The organism is Bartonella sp. WD16.2, from assembly GCF_002022505.1.
Lineage (GTDB): Bacteria > Pseudomonadota > Alphaproteobacteria > Rhizobiales > Rhizobiaceae > Bartonella.
Genome location: NZ_CP019781.1, coordinates 743,328 through 759,769 on the forward strand (window position 1 = coordinate 743,328; position 16,442 = coordinate 759,769).

Annotated in this window: 24 protein-coding genes; 17 read left to right on the forward strand and 7 right to left on the reverse strand. The window is 39.3% G+C overall.

From position 1 onward, the window contains the following. Positions 1-88 precede the first annotated feature (88 nt). The 3 genes from BWD162_RS03045 to BWD162_RS03055 form a co-directional block, all read right to left on the reverse strand. On the reverse strand, positions 89-649 hold the full coding sequence (locus BWD162_RS03045; protein WP_194284865.1) for an antA/AntB antirepressor family protein: 561 nt from the start codon (positions 647-649) through the stop codon (positions 89-91). 56 nt (positions 650-705) lie between these two features. Further along, positions 706-1,086 carry a hypothetical protein gene (locus BWD162_RS03050; RefSeq protein ID WP_153300985.1) on the reverse strand — a complete coding sequence of 127 codons (381 nt, stop codon included), beginning with the start codon at positions 1,084-1,086 and terminating at the stop codon, positions 706-708. 191 nt (positions 1,087-1,277) lie between these two features. After that, on the reverse strand, positions 1,278-1,577 hold the full coding sequence (locus BWD162_RS03055) for a helix-turn-helix domain-containing protein (RefSeq protein WP_078705383.1): 300 nt from the start codon (positions 1,575-1,577) through the stop codon (positions 1,278-1,280). A 93-nt stretch (positions 1,578-1,670) separates the two neighbouring features. On the opposite strand from BWD162_RS03055, the gene BWD162_RS03060 reads away from it, so the two are divergent. Both BWD162_RS03060 and BWD162_RS03065 read left to right on the forward strand, forming a co-directional pair. Then, positions 1,671-1,991: a helix-turn-helix domain-containing protein gene (locus BWD162_RS03060; RefSeq protein ID WP_078705384.1), complete on the forward strand. Its 321-nt coding sequence runs from the start codon at positions 1,671-1,673 to the stop codon at positions 1,989-1,991. A 4-nt stretch (positions 1,992-1,995) separates the two neighbouring features. After that, positions 1,996-2,385, forward strand: a complete 390-nt coding sequence (locus BWD162_RS03065) for a hypothetical protein (protein ID WP_078705385.1) — start codon at positions 1,996-1,998, stop codon at positions 2,383-2,385. A 160-nt stretch (positions 2,386-2,545) separates the two neighbouring features. On the opposite strand, the gene BWD162_RS03070 is transcribed toward BWD162_RS03065, so the two are convergent. Continuing rightward, a complete protein-coding gene (locus tag BWD162_RS03070; protein ID WP_078705386.1) occupies positions 2,546-3,163 on the reverse strand; it encodes a hypothetical protein in 618 nt (205 codons plus the stop codon). A 157-nt stretch (positions 3,164-3,320) separates the two neighbouring features. Between BWD162_RS03070 and BWD162_RS03075 the strand changes: the two genes are divergently transcribed. The 5 genes from BWD162_RS03075 to BWD162_RS03090 all read left to right on the forward strand — a co-directional run bounded on the left by BWD162_RS03075 (position 3,321) and on the right by BWD162_RS03090 (position 6,260). Further along, positions 3,321-3,647: a DUF1376 domain-containing protein gene (locus BWD162_RS03075; RefSeq protein WP_078705387.1), complete on the forward strand. Its 327-nt coding sequence runs from the start codon at positions 3,321-3,323 to the stop codon at positions 3,645-3,647. Next, positions 3,637-3,789, forward strand: coding sequence for a hypothetical protein (locus BWD162_RS07665; protein WP_153300986.1), 153 nt, complete (start codon positions 3,637-3,639; stop codon positions 3,787-3,789). The genes BWD162_RS03075 and BWD162_RS07665 overlap by 11 nt, the downstream gene beginning before the upstream one ends. Positions 3,790-3,839: 50 nt before the next feature. Then, positions 3,840-4,727: a hypothetical protein gene (locus BWD162_RS03080; protein ID WP_078705388.1), complete on the forward strand. Its 888-nt coding sequence runs from the start codon at positions 3,840-3,842 to the stop codon at positions 4,725-4,727. Further along, positions 4,687-5,106 (forward strand): hypothetical protein, encoded by a 420-nt coding sequence (locus tag BWD162_RS03085; RefSeq protein WP_194284866.1) that lies wholly within the window; start codon positions 4,687-4,689, stop codon positions 5,104-5,106. The genes BWD162_RS03080 and BWD162_RS03085 overlap by 41 nt, the downstream gene beginning before the upstream one ends. Before the next feature lie 500 nt (positions 5,107-5,606). Then, positions 5,607-6,260 carry a hypothetical protein gene (locus BWD162_RS03090; RefSeq protein ID WP_078705389.1) on the forward strand — a complete coding sequence of 218 codons (654 nt, stop codon included), beginning with the start codon at positions 5,607-5,609 and terminating at the stop codon, positions 6,258-6,260. Between the two features lie 173 nt (positions 6,261-6,433). Here BWD162_RS03090 and BWD162_RS03095 read toward each other — a convergent pair whose 3' ends face one another. Then, complete coding sequence (locus BWD162_RS03095) at positions 6,434-6,745, reverse strand: helix-turn-helix domain-containing transcriptional regulator (protein ID WP_078705390.1); 312 nt, start codon at positions 6,743-6,745, stop codon at positions 6,434-6,436. Between the two features lie 12 nt (positions 6,746-6,757). Next, positions 6,758-7,081: a type II toxin-antitoxin system RelE/ParE family toxin gene (locus BWD162_RS03100; protein WP_078705391.1), complete on the reverse strand. Its 324-nt coding sequence runs from the start codon at positions 7,079-7,081 to the stop codon at positions 6,758-6,760. A gap of 335 nt (positions 7,082-7,416) precedes the next feature. Here BWD162_RS03100 and ssb point away from each other — a divergent pair, with 335 nt between their 5' ends. The 4 genes from ssb (at position 7,417) to BWD162_RS03125 (ending at position 9,356) form a co-directional block, all read left to right on the forward strand. After that, on the forward strand, positions 7,417-7,851 hold the full coding sequence (gene ssb, locus BWD162_RS03105; protein ID WP_078705392.1) for a single-stranded DNA-binding protein: 435 nt from the start codon (positions 7,417-7,419) through the stop codon (positions 7,849-7,851). A 316-nt stretch (positions 7,852-8,167) separates the two neighbouring features. Then, on the forward strand, positions 8,168-8,713 hold the full coding sequence (locus tag BWD162_RS03115) for a hypothetical protein (RefSeq protein WP_078705394.1): 546 nt from the start codon (positions 8,168-8,170) through the stop codon (positions 8,711-8,713). A 53-nt stretch (positions 8,714-8,766) separates the two neighbouring features. Next, positions 8,767-9,024 carry an AbrB/MazE/SpoVT family DNA-binding domain-containing protein gene (locus BWD162_RS03120; RefSeq protein ID WP_078705395.1) on the forward strand — a complete coding sequence of 86 codons (258 nt, stop codon included), beginning with the start codon at positions 8,767-8,769 and terminating at the stop codon, positions 9,022-9,024. Continuing rightward, a complete protein-coding gene (locus tag BWD162_RS03125; protein ID WP_078705396.1) occupies positions 9,024-9,356 on the forward strand; it encodes a type II toxin-antitoxin system PemK/MazF family toxin in 333 nt (110 codons plus the stop codon). Before BWD162_RS03120 ends, BWD162_RS03125 begins: the two co-directional genes overlap by 1 nt. Here BWD162_RS03125 and BWD162_RS03130 read toward each other — a convergent pair whose 3' ends face one another. Continuing rightward, the gene (locus tag BWD162_RS03130; protein WP_236824128.1) at positions 9,357-9,653 is read right to left on the reverse strand and encodes a hypothetical protein; all 297 of its coding nucleotides are present in this window, start codon (positions 9,651-9,653) and stop codon (positions 9,357-9,359) included. A 371-nt stretch (positions 9,654-10,024) separates the two neighbouring features. Between BWD162_RS03130 and BWD162_RS03135 the strand changes: the two genes are divergently transcribed. The 6 genes from BWD162_RS03135 (at position 10,025) to BWD162_RS03160 (ending at position 16,386) form a co-directional block, all read left to right on the forward strand. Then, a complete protein-coding gene (locus BWD162_RS03135; RefSeq protein WP_078705398.1) occupies positions 10,025-10,345 on the forward strand; it encodes a hypothetical protein in 321 nt (106 codons plus the stop codon). A gap of 11 nt (positions 10,346-10,356) precedes the next feature. Beyond that, positions 10,357-11,682, forward strand: a complete 1,326-nt coding sequence (locus BWD162_RS03140) for a PBSX family phage terminase large subunit (protein WP_078705399.1) — start codon at positions 10,357-10,359, stop codon at positions 11,680-11,682. Further along, entirely contained in the window at positions 11,667-13,709 is a 2,043-nt protein-coding gene (locus tag BWD162_RS03145) for a portal protein (protein WP_078705400.1), read from the forward strand. The genes BWD162_RS03140 and BWD162_RS03145 overlap by 16 nt, the downstream gene beginning before the upstream one ends. 24 nt (positions 13,710-13,733) lie before the next feature. Then, the gene (locus BWD162_RS03150) at positions 13,734-14,693 is read left to right on the forward strand and encodes a hypothetical protein (RefSeq protein WP_078705401.1); all 960 of its coding nucleotides are present in this window, start codon (positions 13,734-13,736) and stop codon (positions 14,691-14,693) included. 105 nt (positions 14,694-14,798) lie between these two features. Continuing rightward, positions 14,799-15,926 (forward strand): N4-gp56 family major capsid protein, encoded by a 1,128-nt coding sequence (locus BWD162_RS03155; RefSeq protein WP_078705402.1) that lies wholly within the window; start codon positions 14,799-14,801, stop codon positions 15,924-15,926. A gap of 28 nt (positions 15,927-15,954) precedes the next feature. After that, complete coding sequence (locus tag BWD162_RS03160; protein ID WP_078705403.1) at positions 15,955-16,386, forward strand: hypothetical protein; 432 nt, start codon at positions 15,955-15,957, stop codon at positions 16,384-16,386. The last annotated feature ends 56 nt before the right edge of the window (positions 16,387-16,442 follow it).

Consider the following 16,442-nt stretch of genomic DNA (forward strand, 5'->3'; position numbering starts at 1 on the left):
ATTGTATGGTTCCAAATAGCGATAGGCATTTCCATTACAGACCTCATAGTGTTGGGATTGTTTTTTCAGATGTGCTGGGAAGAAAATATTATTGCTTATATACTTTGGATATAACGCAAAGATATCGATAGACTTCTTTGCCTGCGTCACTATTTTCAGCCTTGGCAAGTTTTTTTGCTATGTCTATGGTAAGGTAGTATCCTTTTGGGGGATCATCATTTTTTATATAAAAGTCATCTTCTTTCTTAAGTTTATATTCTTGGATGCGTTGAGTAATCCAATCATTAAAGTTGGTTTTTACCTTCAAACGCTCATGTAATGCATATGCATTCATCCATTTCGGAGGTTTTCGATTAGCTCTTAAAAGATTATAATATACCTCACTATCTTCTATAAAGAGATGTGTTTCTCTCTCTAAAAGAGAGGAATCGCTATTCTTTACATAGATTTCAGCGATCTCTTCAGAGAGATCATCAAGGCTGCTTTCATCAGGATTAATACAAAAGATTTTTATAACATTGTTCAAAGTATTAACAATATACATGATTTCAGCTGTTGAAAACGGTCCATATAAAGCTGGGTGAGAAATCTCATCACCAGTTATAATGAGTAAAACTTCATTATAACCAACAGAAACCTGTTTATTCATCTTCCATCCCTTCATATTGTTTGGATTAGTTTTTCAGATGTGTTGAAAAGAAAATATTATTGCCGACAAGTACTGTAGAATGGACTTGTATTTTCCCGTTCTTCTATCTTGTCTAAGACATCACTGTATGCACAGCTGTGAGCTATAAAAGGATATGGGGCATCTTCTACAAAGTAATAATTGTCATAATCATTTAAGTATTTTTGAACATAAAATTCAGCAACTTCTTCTGAAATATCATCATAGCGGTTTGACATAAGATCAATGCGAAGAATGCTTTCAACGGTTTCCATCTGCCCCACAATGTCCATGATTTCAGTTTTATCAATTGGTCCAGGTTTAGCGTAGTAATCATCATCGTAAGTAGACACAATCAACAAGATCTCATCAGCATTTACAAAAAGCTGTTTATTCATTTTCCATCCCCTCTCATTCACGTTGGTAAATGGTTCTTTTTACTTTATGAGGATATTTATACCGTAATGGTAACATTTAGTCAATACCAAAATGGTTATTTTATATTTTATATTTTTGGAGTAAGGTGAAATAATGGATAAAAATCCACCAATTAATGCACAAATATTAGCGCTTTGGAAAAAATTAACAGAAGATGAAAAAAAGCAATTTATTACTTTTTTTCTTGATAAAATGAAGAAAGAAAATCAAGAAGTTTAACTTTTTTATCATAGCTTAGGTGTTCGAGCATATCTTGTATTTGTTCGTCTAAGCTATTTGTTTGTTGTTCTGAAAACATTAATTGTTTAGGAGTAGTGGCTAGGTGAGGTGCTAAACGTATAGCCCATTCTTTTGTTAGTTTTCGTTGTCCATTTTCTAAACGGAAAATCTGTGGCTGACTCGTTCCTACTAGTTCAGCTAATTTTTTAGAGCTTAAGCCCATTTTTTTTCTGAAGAATTTCAAATTATTCATGATTCTTATCCTATTAAAAAAAAATCATCTTTCAAATACCAATACGGTAAAATTTCATTGCATTAAAATTTCCAATATGGTATAAGCACAAAAATGTTTAAGCTAAAATCATATTTGTCAGAAAATAATATTACTTACGCTGCATTTGCAGTTTCTGTGGGTGTCACCCAAGCATCAATAGCGCGTTATGTGAATGGAAAGAGGTTTCCTCATCCTAGGATAATAAAAAAAATAGCAAAGATTACAAATAATTATGTAAGCCCTAGTGATTGGTATCAAGAAAATTTCACCGCTGTAACGCAAGACTTAATGCAGAAAAAAGAAACCTCCCCATCGTGTGAGTTTGTAGATGGTTGTGTAGTGAGCAGGGCAGGGTATGAGCAAACCGATGGTCAACAGTCAATAGGTGGATAAGAACATGAGTATATCAAAGAAATACGAGCTTACGGAAGAAAGTGAGAAGGTTGATAATTCAAGATTTGGAAAGAAGTATAACTGCACTCTTCATCGTATTCGTGCATTAAGAGACTTTAGTGATGTTAAAGCTGGTGACCTTGGTGGCTTTATAGAGACAGAAGCCAATCTTTCTCACGAGGGTGATTGTTGGATTTATGACGGTTCATACGTTTCCGGCAATGCTATGGTGAGTGGTGATGAAAAGATAAAAGATACGGTAGTGTGTGATGATAATGTTATTACGTATGAAATGACATTCATGACACCACAGGAGTATATGGCCTCTCTTTCATGGTTACATAGGTTTTGGAAGCGACTTTTTTATTATTGGCAGTACAGAATATGGATTTAATTATCAGGGGTATTCATACAATAACTTAGACAAGGTAAAAAATAAGGAAAGAAAAGTGATTAAAGGTGATTTTATGGCAATAGTATATACTTTGCGGCTTGTTTTAACTGTGTATTTTTTGTTTCGTTTTTAACTACTTGTAAGTGAGTACGTACGTTATTTATTGAGGTGCGCTTTCTTTGAAAAGTTTATTAATACAATTCAAATTCTGTTCATCTGACAATTTAAAAAAGCCGAGGTTACAAAGAAGCTTCAGTGTTTTACTTGGATCATTAGACGAAGTATGTTCTAAAATAATAGTTATAGGATTTACTGTAGTTGGTTGTTTAACTAGCACGGTAAGTGAAAGTATAATTTCTTGTTTACTGTTTATACTAAATAAATCAAAGAAGTGCTCTGATTCTGGTTTTGTCTGAGGATTTATTAAGTCGATGTGCTTAGGCTTTGTGGAGATAATTATATCTGGTTTTTTAGGGAATTTTGGGTTTGGATTGATATAGCGTGCTTCAATAAATTGGAATGGGCTTTTGTGATCTATCCAGATGTTATTTACTTTAATTACTTGTTTTGTAGGATTGTGAAGGGCTAATTTTATTGTAATTTCAGGATTTTCATTTTTATACGGAGACACGGGCGATCTATATGATACGCAATTAAATTGCAGTGTTCGTCCTAAAGCCTTTTTTTTCTGTTCTTCATATCTTACCCAAACTGAAATACTTGCATGAATGCTACTAATGACAATGGAGATTATAGAGAAACATTCAAATACTGTCATTCTATTTTTCCCCCCACTTTTTCAAAACCATAGTGATGAAACGATTTTATAAAACATTTTCAATGAAACGTCAGATGCCTAACATGATTCCTTTTCTTGATCTAGATACGAAGACAGGCTGGGCAATTTTATACTTAAAGAAAGAAGGAGACATGTGATGGCCACGAAATCACCCTGGGTAAAATTTTATCCTGGTCAATTTTTAATTGAGCTTATGCTTTTGAAGCCAAAAGAAACAGCTATTTATACAACACTGGTCTTGCTCATGCTTCATGAGCGCGCACCTATTTTTAATGATGCTTCTCATTTATCAAGTTTGTGCAGCTGTTCAGTGTGGACGTTTCGAAACATATTAGAATCTTTAATGAGCCGTGGTTATATCATTCGTTTAGAGAGTGGCCGTTTGTGGTACACATCATCAGCAGTTGATCTTGATATCAGTAGTACATCTTCAGAAAGAAAGGGGGAAAGCTATGTCAACTAAATTACTGTGGGTTAAAAGTTTTTCGTCTGATTGTCTTGCTGACACGAGTGGAATGAAAGCATTTCAGATAGCAACATACGTAATATTGCAATGGCACATGCGTAGAAGTGGTGAACCTATTTTTGTGATCCAAGTAAATTAGCACACAGTGCTGGTTGCTCGGTTAAGGCTTTTAATAAGGCATTAGATTTTTTGTTACGTGATCAGAAAATCGTTCTTTTAGAAGATGGCCGTTTGTGGAGTTTGCAAGTCGAGGAAGAACTTAAAAACTTTATTGATAAACAAGAGCATATATCGCAAGTGCGTAGTGAAGCTGGGAGAAAAGGTGCACAAGCAAAAATGCTTAAAAAACAATCTGTTAATGATTATGTTGAAGCAAATGGTAAGCAAAATAATAATTTTGTTGAAGCAAACGATAAGCAAAATCAAGCTATAAAGAATAAGAATAAGAATATATATAAAAAAACTAACACTATCGTGTTATCAAAAAAAGAAATTGCTTCAGAAAATTTAGCAACTGAAGTTTCGGTTCAAGACGAAACAACCGATGATGCTGTTGAGCAGCATTTGGATCACGATACATCCTCATCAGAAAACCAATCACCCGTTTCACAGCAAAAAAGCACTGAAAAGAAAACCAAGCGGTCTGGAGATAGACGAGGATGCCGATTGCCTCATGATTTCGAACCTAACTTGCAATACGCAATCGACAGGGGCTTAACGCATGACGAGGCGTTGTTAGAGTTTGAGAAGTTTAAAAACTACTGGCTGGCTAAGTCTGGTCAAGGTGCAATCAAAAAGGATTGGCAACTGACATGGTACAACTGGGTTATTTCCGACTATGGACTTGTAGCTCAGAAAGCGAAACTGGAAAAGGAAAAACAAAATGGTAGGGATGGAAATTACTCTCGACGGGAAAAAAGTGTTGGTGAACGCATCGCAGATAACATCCGCAATCTCGGATCTAGAGGTTTCTTTAATGCAAATTTGCAAAATGATAGCACCGGGATTCCCATTACACTTGAAAGCTGGGAGTGCATTGACGAAACAGCAAGAAACGATAGCGTTGAAAGCTTATGAGCGACTTCAAGAACTGTTTGCTGTGAAAGCTGATGGAGAGGTCATTGCAGAGGCTATGCGTATACTTTCGTGTGGTTTGAAAATATCGCAAAACTCAGATGATGAAGGTATGTCGCTTGCGTATGGAATGGCTCTTGAGACAGTTTCACAGTGGGCACTTATGGAAACAGTTAAACGGATTTTGCGTGGTGAAGTGAAAACTGTATCCGAGACATTTTTCCCTAGCACTTGTGAGCTTGTGCGATTGTGTCGTGATTTAGAAGAAGGCCTTTTGACAACAGCAAGACTTGTTCGCAAGACTGTTCTGAATACACGAGCAAAAGCACTGAAAGAACAGGAGAGAGGAGGAAATGTCATTCCCCTCACAAAAACGGCATGATGATTTTAAAAACAGCAAAATAGAGAGAAATGGTGATCACTTTTGGATTAGATATGCGTTTAAATCGACAGAAAGGCACCTTAGAGAAAGATTTAGAAGTTTTTTGATGAATTCACAAAAACATTGGGAACATAAAATGCTCTGTACGAGCTAATTTGAGAAAAATAGAGCAAACGCAAAAATTAGGATGATAATTATAAAATTTATAACAGGTGATGAGTTTTTTATTTGACAGTGAAAGATAGTTTTGTTATACAGATACCCAAGTGCTCAAAACACTTAACGATAAGCGGATAGGTTACGAAACAATCTCTCCAATGTCTTTTTAAACTGACTATCTTTTTACGTATTTCAACGTATAGTGATTTTGTCGGGTGTGGTTACACCATACAATACCCTTTATGGGGAAAGTGTAACGACGGACTTATCGCCGTGTTTTGAGCACCCGGCGCCCTTTTGGGGCGTCAATCAAAACTTTATTACGATAAGGAAAACTCCAAATGAAAAAATATGAATTTACAAGCGAAATCAAAGAAATTGAAGGATATACTTTTCGTCGTATTCGTGCCTTAAGAGACTTTGGTGATGTTAAAGCTGGTGACATTGGTGGCTTTATAGAGCTAGAGGACAATCTTTCTCATGATGGCGATTGTTGGGTTGGGGGTCATGCGTGTGTTTATGGTGACGATGCCCGTGTTTATGAGAATGCTATCGTGTGTGGTCATGCTGTTGTTTGTGGACACGTTTATGGGAATGCTCATGTGTTTGGAGTTACTCGTGTGTATGTTGATGCGAAAGTTTATGGGAATGCTCGTATTTTAAAGAAAGCATGGGTTTATAGTGATGCCCATGTTTTTGGGGATTCTGAGGTTTCCGGTTCAGCTCGTATTGCATCAGGGGCAAAAGTTTATGGGAATGCAAAAATTGCTGCTCATGCAAAAATTATTGGTGAAGTTTATGAGAATGCTACGATTGGTGGCCGTGTTAGGATTTACGGTTCCGTTTATGGTAATGCAAAAATTGCTGGTAGTGGATGGGTTTGGGGAAAAGCATATGGTAATGCAAAAATCACAGGAAAAAACGAGTGGTCTATTCCAATAAATTGTGAGGTTTATGAAGGCGATAATATCGTCGAGATTGCTACAGCAGCGTAAATAACAGGCGCGGGGGGCGCCTGCTTTTAAACAGCAAAAACAAAGCCGCGTCATTTATGTGATGCGGCTTTAATTTTTTATCCTCTGTAACATCTGTATTAGCAAGCTTTTTTATTTTTTCAAAATATCTTTTATTGCTTGAACCAATTGATTTTTTTTAACGGTTATTTAGGTTAGATATGTGGAACAGATCGTTCAAGGGGTTGTACAGCTAACCGAAGCCCCATAGTTCGTAGTAAAGCAGTCAAACTTCGAAGCTCAGGGTTTCCTTTCTGTGAAAGTGTACGATAAAGCTGTGTTGGATTTAGTTCAGCTGCTTTAGCTACAGTTTGAACACCACCATAGGCTTTTGCCATTTGACGAAGCGTTACAAGTAGCTCACCTTGATCGCCATCAGCTAAAATTGCATCAAGGGTAGCTGCTGCCGTTTCAGGATCATTATAGAACAGTTCAGCCATTGCATCATCATGGTTACGGTCTTTCATCTCTACACTCCTTTAATCTTCACGGTTTTGCCAATCATGCCAATAAGCGCACGCGCGGGTAATATCAGTGTTTTGCGTCCTTTTGGTGCCACCACACAATAACAGCAACACGGTTTTTCCTAATTGGGTATAATAAATTCGGTAACCAGGCCCGATATGAATTCGCAATTCATAAATGCCATCACGAAGTGGTCTAAAATCACCAAAATTTCCTTGCTCCAAACGGTTAAGGCGGCGAATAATTGCGGTTTTAGTTTGCACATCACGAAGTTTGTGTAACCAGTCGGTTATCAAATTTTTTCCATCAGCAGTAAGGTAGTGGCGTATCTTAAACATAAACAAATAATCGTTTATAAACGAATATTTGTCAAGGATTGATATAGTTTTCTTGAAAAGATTTTTGCCTTTATATGAAAGCTTTTTAAAATATGCATTCATAGAAGAAATTTATGAACATTATCAATAAGTTATCTAAATGAGATGAGAACAGCATTTATACACTGATAAAATCATATAAACTGTTTATTTTCAGTTATTTATTTTGTTTATCTGTATTAACTAGTTTAATATATTATGATATAATTTTGTAAAATATAGAAAAAATAGTTTTTCATATCCGTATTTTGTTTCATTAAGACACACATAATTTCCCTTAGATAAAGATATCCAACATGATCAACAAAGTAATTTTAGTAGGCAATCTTGGTGCCGATCCTGAGAGCAGGACAATGGCATCTGGTGCAGAGGTAGTGAACTTTCGTATAGCCACGTCACAGAGCTATACAGATAAAACAACAGGTGAAAAGGTAGATAAAACAGAATGGCATTCTGTCGTTGTTTTTAATCCCCATCTTGCAAAGGTTGCACTGCAATATCTGAGTAAAGGTTCCAAGGTTTATGTTGAAGGTCAATTACAGACGCGTAAATGGCAAGATAAAAGCGGGCAAACACGCTACACAACAGAAATTGTCTTGCCGCAATATAGGGGTGAGTTGAAGATCCTTAATAGCATTCAAAAAGATGGTATTGATATGGCTTTGGAAGCGATGGAGCAAGAGGATAAGCGGTATTTAGAAACGACTTTGGATGATGATATCCCGTTTTAATTAGGAGGTTTACTTATGAAGAAATGGAGAAACCCTAGAACGACTACACATCATGTTGTTACAGAACAAGAAATGGATTCATTGAGAGATTGCGCAATGTATATACAGCATTTTGATATGTCCATAGGTATTTTGTTAGGGACGTTCATAACTTTAGTTTTGGGGACAATATGGGATAAGAGCCATTTGGGGGAGAAAATAATAGTTTTTTTTGTAATAAGTTCTTTCCTTATGTGGCTCTTTTATTTGAAGCGGAAGACGCAGTCCAAGATAGAGAAAGTTTGGGAATACATTAAAAAGGCATCTGGGGGCGTGAATGAAGAAACGTAAGAAACGGGGAAGACCTAGAATAACGGGTCAAAAAAGAGAACCCAATGGACGTATTTCACGTGCAAAGACGCCTCGTAAGCCTACTGATCAATTAACTCTTGAAATGCGTGCCAAGCATTATGGGATAAGTATTCAAGATGCGAAAAACCCGCTTATGGGCACTTATGTAGGGCGATTATATTTATTGGAAAAAAAGATTAATCAAGATCAGTACGATGCATCACAGCAGTATATTCAGGTGCGAAATGATTATTGTTGTGCGAAAGGTTTTCCAGGGGCAGTCCATGACGACGTAACTTCTAATCACGATCAAGATAGTCTTGAAAAGTGGGTTAAAATAACAACTGATCGTTATGAAGCTGTGCGAGACGTTATTAGAGAAACACAAGGTTTATATCGTCAGTATAACCTTTATGCCGCGTTGCAGTATATCGTTATAGAAGACCAACAACTAAAACATCTTGTCAGTTCTCTATACATTGCTCTGAATGCTCTTCATAAGTTTTTTTCGCAAGAATGTAAAAACCATTGAATAATAGGTTTTAGAATGTTATATTTTTATATAATACCTTTAAGGAAGATTCTATGCACACAACGAAATTGCGTAAAGTTGGAGGGTCAGTTATGCTCTCTATACCGCCTGCGTTACTTGATGTTTTACACCTCGTTGAAAATACTGAGGTTGGTTTGACTATTGATAATGGGTGTTTAATTGTAGAGCCTCAGGTATTTCCTAGTTATACTCTTGACGAATTGTTAGCTCAATGTGATCCTTTGGCTGACCTCTATGATGAGGAAACGAAATGGCTTGATGCTGAACCTGTTGGTAGAGAGCTCTTATAATGAATCGGGGAGAAATTTGGTTAGTATCGCTTGACCCAAGTTCAGGATATGAGCAAAAAGGAACGCGTCCGGTGCTTATTGTATCACCAGAGGCGTTTAATCGTGTGACTAAAACACCAATTGTCTTACCCATTACAAGTGGAGGAAGTTTTGCTAGAATAGCGGGTTTTGTTGTTTCGTTGATGGGAGTTGGATTGCATACAACAGGTGTGATACGCTGTGATCAACCACGTGCTCTCGATATAGGAGCGCGCAAAGGAAAAAAACTAGAAACGGTTCCTGTCATGATTATGAACGAAGTATTAGCTAAGTTATCAACATTCCTTACGTAATTAATTATATTGATTACAGTTAAGATTCTCATATTTATCATAACCATAATATTGTTTACGTTGCTGTTTTAATGTTTGACATAAGTCACGCCGATTAATATTAAACTGCTCAAGTACTTCATCCGGAAGATCATCCAAATTTTGCGGGCCAACATCGAACATGTCAAGAGCATCAGCTAGATTGTTTGGAATACGATTCTTGTCTGCATTTACTTCTCGTTCACAACTAGTAAGAGCAAGTCCACTAATAAATATACCCAATAAGGCAGCTCTTTTAATAGATAAGAAGCACATCATCCCCTCCTAATTTTAAAGTTACGAGCTCATATAGTTGATTCGATGAGGTAATACAATCGTGAGCATTTATATTTTGGAGTTACCATATTTAGGTAGAATGAGATAAAAAAATACTAGATTATGATTTTTTAGTTGACAGAGGGATAGAAATGGTATTTAATGACATTATGGTGCTAGTTTTATTGCGTCCAAAATTAGATTTGTAATACAATTTTTATTTCTTGCTATACTGCTAAAAGCCCTGCGAAAGCGGGGTTTTTTGTTAGGATAATCCAGTTTATTCATTTTTATTTATTGACGATTAATTGACCTCCTCTTGTCCTCCCGAGAGTGAGGTCTTTTTTGTTTAGATCACTTTAAAGGAATCCCCGATGGCATCTGGATCAGATAAGTCTGTGAAAGGGACACCGCCTAATGCAGGAGCAGAGCGTGTGAAAGGTGTTCCCAATAAGACAACGCGTATACTTAAAGAGGCTGTGATTAAGGCAGCAGAGCAGGCTGGCAACAAATATGGCAATGAAGGGTTGATCTCTTATCTTGAACGCCAGGCTGTAAAGTGCCCAGCGGCTTATTTAGCCTTGTTGGGCAAGATCTTACCTTTGCAGGTTACCGGTGAAAATGATGAAGCCATCAAGATGATTACACGTGTTGAGATTGTAGCGCCTGTTGTAAAGGACAAAAAAGCTGTTTAGGGGTGATTGAGATGGCTACAGCTCAAGTTGTGATCATCGAGAAATTAATCCCGTTGTTTCAAGGAGCTGCTGATGTACGTGCCGCTTGGGGAGGACGAGGATCAGGAAAGACAAGGTCTTTTGCCTTAATGGCAGCCTTAAAGGGCTATGAATATGGTATGGGTGGGATATCAGGGATTATCCTTTGTGCCCGCCAGTTTCAAAATTCACTTGCTGAGAGTTCATTGCAAGAGATTAAACGAGCGATTGAGACTTATGATTTTTTGAAAGATTATTACTGTGTTGGAGAGTCGTCAATCAAATCGAAAGATGGACGTATATCTTTTCAGTTTTCAGGGCTAGATCGCAATATTGCGAGCATTAAGTCGATGGGGCGTATTTTGCTTTGTTGGGTTGATGAAGCTGAACCTGTGACGGAAACGGCTTGGCAAACACTAATACCGACATTGCGGGAAGAAGGAGAGGGCTGGCGTGCAGAGCTTTGGGTGACGTGGAATCCGTTGCGTGAAAATGCACCTGTTGAAAGACGCTTTCGTTTTACAAAGGACGAAAACATTAAAGGAGTAGAAGTTAACTGGTCTGATAATCCTTTGTTTCCCCAAAAGCTGCAAAGAGTACGCCTTGATGATCTTCAAAACCGCCCTGAGAGTTATAAGCATATTTGGGAGGGTGATTATCTTAAAGCTGTGCAAGGGGCTTATTTCCAAAAGGAGATGTTAGCTGCAGAGCAAGAGGGGCGAATAGGGCATGTTGCACGTGATCCTTTAATGCCCATTCGTGCTTTTTGGGATATTGGGGGCACTGGAGCTAAAGCTGACGCAACGGCTATATGGATTGCACAGTTTGTGGGAAGAGAGATCAGGGTGCTTGATTATTATGAAGCACAAGGTCAACCCTTATCGGAGCATATAGGATGGTTGCGTCATAATGGTTATGACAAGGCAGTGATGGTGCTTCCTCATGATGGGGCGACAAGAGACCGTGTTTACAATGTAAGCTTTGAGAGTGCTTTAAATGAGGCTGGTTTTGACACACAGGTTGTACCCAATCAAGGAGCAGGAGCTGTCAAAATGCGCATTGAAGCGGTGCGTCGTATTTTGCCTTGTGTTTGGTTTCATGAAGAAACAACGGTTGCGGGTCGTAAGGCGTTAAATTGGTATCACGAAAAATGGGATGAAAAGCGCGCCATTGGTTTGGGTGCTGAACATGACTGGGCAAGTCATGGAGCTGATGCCTTTGGTTTGATGTGTACTGTTTATGAAGCACCACGTACTCCATCAAAACCAGAGCGTTATAGCGCGACAGAAAGAGAAACGGCATCATGGATGGCATTTTAGAAAACGACCTTAAAAAGACGACAAGTCTTGATGATGATGCGCTTTATAGACGTCTTAAGTCTTGGTATGCAGAAGATATAGAGCATGCCAATGAATGGCGAGAGCAAGCGCGTGAAGACTTTGACTTTTATAATGGACGTCAGTGGGCAGAAGAAGATTTAGCTGTTTTAAAAGCACAGCGGCGCCCCGTGATGACGTTTAACCGTATTGCTCCTTTGGTCAATGCCATTGTTGGAGCAGAGCGTAACAATAAACGGGAAGTGCAGTTTCAACCAAGACAAGTTGGTGCAGCGATATCCAATGAATTGCTCACCGGAGCAGCAGAGTGGTTTCGTGATGAAGCTGAAGCTGAATATGCCGATTCCGATGCCTTTCAAGATATGGTCATTTGCGGTATGGGGTGGACAGATACACGGCTTGATTATGAGGAAAACCCTGAAGGTAAACCCACAGTAAGACGTTTAGATCCACTCAAAATGGTGTGGGATGTTAATGCTGTAAGGCCTAATCTGGTTGATGCACAGCGCATGTGGTATGTTGATCGCAAGCCCATCGAGGATGCAAAAAGCTTGTTTCCCAATGTGGCCAGTGAAGATCTGAATGCTGATTGGGCTATCGATAACACAACCGATCTTGAAGATTATCATGTTTCCCTTGATGCTTATGGTGATGACAATAATGGGATAGATGCCATTTCAAGGAAACGTTATGTCACGCTTGTTGAGTGTCGTTGGTTTGAACATGAGACCTATTACAAAGCGCCTGATCTTCAAACGGGGCAGATGCGTGATTATAGTGCCCAAGAGTTTGAACAGCTGCAAATGCTTATGCCGCAAATCCAAGGAGCGAGCTTTCATAAAAAGGTGGTTAAGCGTGTTTTTTTAGGGCGTCGTCTTTTAGGCAAACCTGATAGACCATTAGCACCTGATGGGCAACTTGGATGGGAATGCATTACAGGCACGTTGGATAAGCTTAAAAACCAGTTTTACGGCATTGTCAGGCCGGCGAAAGACCCACAAAAATGGTCGAATAAATATTTTAGTCAGGTGATGTATATCCTCAATAGCCAAGCCAAAGGCGGGATTATGGCTGAACGAGATGCTTTTGATGATGATCGCCAGGCCGTGGAGAGTTGGGCAAAGGCTGATACGATCACATGGCTTAAAAATGGTGCTTTAACTCGTGGAATGATACAGTCCAAACCACGTGCAGAATTTCCCAATGGTTTTTTTCAATTGTTCAATGAGTCCCGCGAGGCGCTTACACATGTGACAGGTTTATCTGCTGAGTTTATAGGAACAAGGGAGGTTAATCAGGCGAATGTGTTGGAGAATACACGCCGCCAGTCAACACTCAATTTGCTTGCAGGTTTATTTGATAATTTAAAGCTGTATCGGTGCAGGCAAGGAAAGATCATTCTTTATCTGATTCAAAACTATCTTTCCGATGGTCGTTTGGTGCGCATTTCTGGACCAGAGAAGGCTGAGTATGTACCCTTAACGCGTGAGGCTGTCACCACCCTTGAGTATGACATTATTGTTGATGATTCACCAACCAGTCCGAATGAGAAAGAAAAAACCTTTGCAGCTGTTACTCAGATGTTGCCGTTGCTCGGAAATTTCTTAACGCCTGATATGATTCCCGATCTTTTGAAGCTCTCGCCATTGCCGGCAACTCTTGTGGCCAGTTTGACGGCTAAAGCCCAGCAAGCGCAAATGCAACAGCAACAACAGCAGATGATGATGCAAAACCAAGGGCCGCAATTAAGCCCCGAGCAACAAGCAAAAGTTGCAGCCATTCAACAAGAAACTCAGGCGAAAGGCGTGCTCAATCAACTGGATGCCCAAAGCAAACAGGCAGCACTGCAGCAAAAGAATATTGAGCTTTTCTTAAAGCAAGAACAAGCGCGTATGCAGCTTGAAATGCAAAGAGCAAGAAATGCGATAACTGAGCGAGAATTACAAATCAGAGCATTACAAATAGAGCTTGAAGGTTATCGAGCAGCAACCATCAGAGGCAAAACTTAAACTTAAACGAAAAGGAACGAGACAATGGAAGAAAAATTAACCCCTGAAGAACAAGCCCTTTATGATGAACAATTTGCAAGCAATGATCCTGTTGAGAGCATAGAAGCTAAGGAAACTGAGCAGGATGTTGAAACAGATGGAGCAAATGACACAGGTGGGCTAGATGAGGCATCTGAGCAGCCAGGAGAAGAGGTTTCTCAAGAGCCGTTAAATGATGATGGTGGCGAGAAGGAGTCTGAGCAACCTCGTTACGCTGTTGTAGAGCAAGAGCGCCAAGCGCGTCAAAAAGCGGAGCAAGATGCTGCTGAGGCCCGTGAGCTTGCGCTAGAGATGGCACAAAAATATGCCGCCATGCAGCAAGAAATTACGCGCCGTTATGATGAAAATGTTCCTTCTTTGGAAAAGGATCGCAAGGCGTATATGGTATGGATTGGTCAGAAGGTGCAAGAACAGCAAAGGTTGTTTCATGAGTTTTCATCGATAAGAGAGCAACAAGAGCGCGTCAATCAAGAGTACTATGAGCGTCAGCAATTAGGGGATTATTTTGAAGCAGCCAAGGCACAGGTTCAAGATAAATACCCTGACTTAGATAGCATGATGGATTATCTTTATGAGTTTGCAGACAATGATTTGAAAGAAAATGCCAGTATATTTCCGCAACTTAATGACCCTGCGGTAAGACAAGAACAACTTGGCACTCAATTGCGTGATATATGTAAGCAGTGTCAAAGGGCAGGTATTAACCCTGTGGAGTTTCTTGTGCAAAAAGCAAAGAAGTCTGGATACTCTGGTCCACAGATGAGAGATGATGTGAGTGCTCTTCAAGAACGCACAACAGCAGCACGTACATTGACAGCCCGTGGGGGGCAAGCTCCAACAGGGGGTGTTGATGTAAAAACGCTTTCTTCCATGCCGGAAGCTGAATTTGCAGCATGGGTTGAGAAAAATCCTGGGAAATTTGAACAAATTATGAGCGGGATGTGAAAGACATGCATCTTAGCTCATCAGAGATAACCAAGTGATGTTGCTTGGTTATGCTGCACAAGTGCGGCAATTTTTTAACCAAGATGAAGAAAGGCATTTTAAAAAATGGCGACAACACAAATGAATATCAATGACCCATTAGCGGTTAGCGCTTGGGCTAAGATGCTCAATACAGAGACCTCAAAAGCATTGTCTATTGCACCGCTTATGGGGACAAACAAAAATAGTATCATCCAAGTGAAGGATGAATCAGGAAAATCAGCGAGTGATTCAATTACCATGGGATTACGGACCCAGCTTATGGGTGATGGTGTTAGCGAAAGTCAAACGCTGGAAGGTAATGAAGAAGCGCTTCAGTTTATGAGTGATAAGATACACATTAATGAGCTTTCTCATGCTGTACGTGTTCCAAATGAAGGGTCGATTGATCAACAACGTGTTTTGTTTAACTTGCGTAATGAAGCAAAGGATGCACTTGTTGATTGGTATGCAGACCGTTTAAGCATGATGTTCTTTATTCAAGCTGCAGGCTATACAGCACCATGGATGAAGTTTGAAGGGCATACCGTAACGCTTAAACCAGTGCATTATGGTTTTAATGAACCTTTAGAACCAAGCAGTAAGCGTGTTATTCGCCCAAATCAGAAAAAAACGGATGAAGCACTTGCAAAAGAGGATGTCTTTAATCTCAAATTGATTGATCAAGCTGTGCAGCGTGCAAAATTGGCTAATCCTAAGATTAGACCGGTACGGATTAATGGAGACAGTGTCTATGTGTTGTATCTTCACCCAATACAGGTGACCCAATTGCGCACCAATACAGATGAAGGGCAATGGCTTGATATTACCAAGGCAGTTTTTAATGGAAGCCGTTCTAAAAACCCCATTTTTGATGGATCATTAGGGGTGTATAATGGTGTTGTTTTACGTGAAGCTGCTCATGTGCCCAATGGTGTTGATTCAAAGACCAAAGAGCCTGTTTTATCTGTTCGACGTGCTGTTTTGCTTGGTGCACAAAGTATCATCATGGCTTATGGGCGTAGCAATAAAGGCAATGGAGCAACACGCTATAAATTAGTGGAAGAGCTGTTTGATTATGAACGTGAGTTTGGTGTGGCTGCCAAGACGATTATTGGCATGAAAAAATCACGCTACGCTTTACCCTATTCTAATCAGGGAGCACAAGACTTTGGGACCATTGTTATCCCATCTTTTGCTGAAGATAACGTATAAACATCAATGAAATGAGTAGGATTTAATCATGACAAAACAACGTCTTATGACACAGACATTTGTTGATTTTACACAAACAACGGATGAAGGCATGCCACCTGTTTTGCAGGGGCGTGATATTCATACACAGCAGGTGAGCTTTTTTCGCTCGCGTATACAAGCAAGCGACACTGGACTTACCACATCAGTTGGTGTTTTACCGCGGGGTGCTTTAATTAAAAGCATCACTATTTATACACTGACAGATTTTGAAGGAGCCACTGCAACAATTGGTAAAAAGCCAGGGGGCAGTGATTATGGAACCCAAGTACTTGAAGAGGAAGGTGTAAAAGAGGTCGAATTGCCTTTAAAAGCACGCAGCGTTCCCCTTCAGTTTGAAAATACGATTTATGTTACACGAGACAAGAAAAGCTCCAAAGGGGATGCTGAGATCATTGTTGAGTTTTACACAAATCGTTAAAAGAAGGGGGCGTTTGTTCCTTACGCTCCCTCCTTTTTAAATGTTGGGATAATACG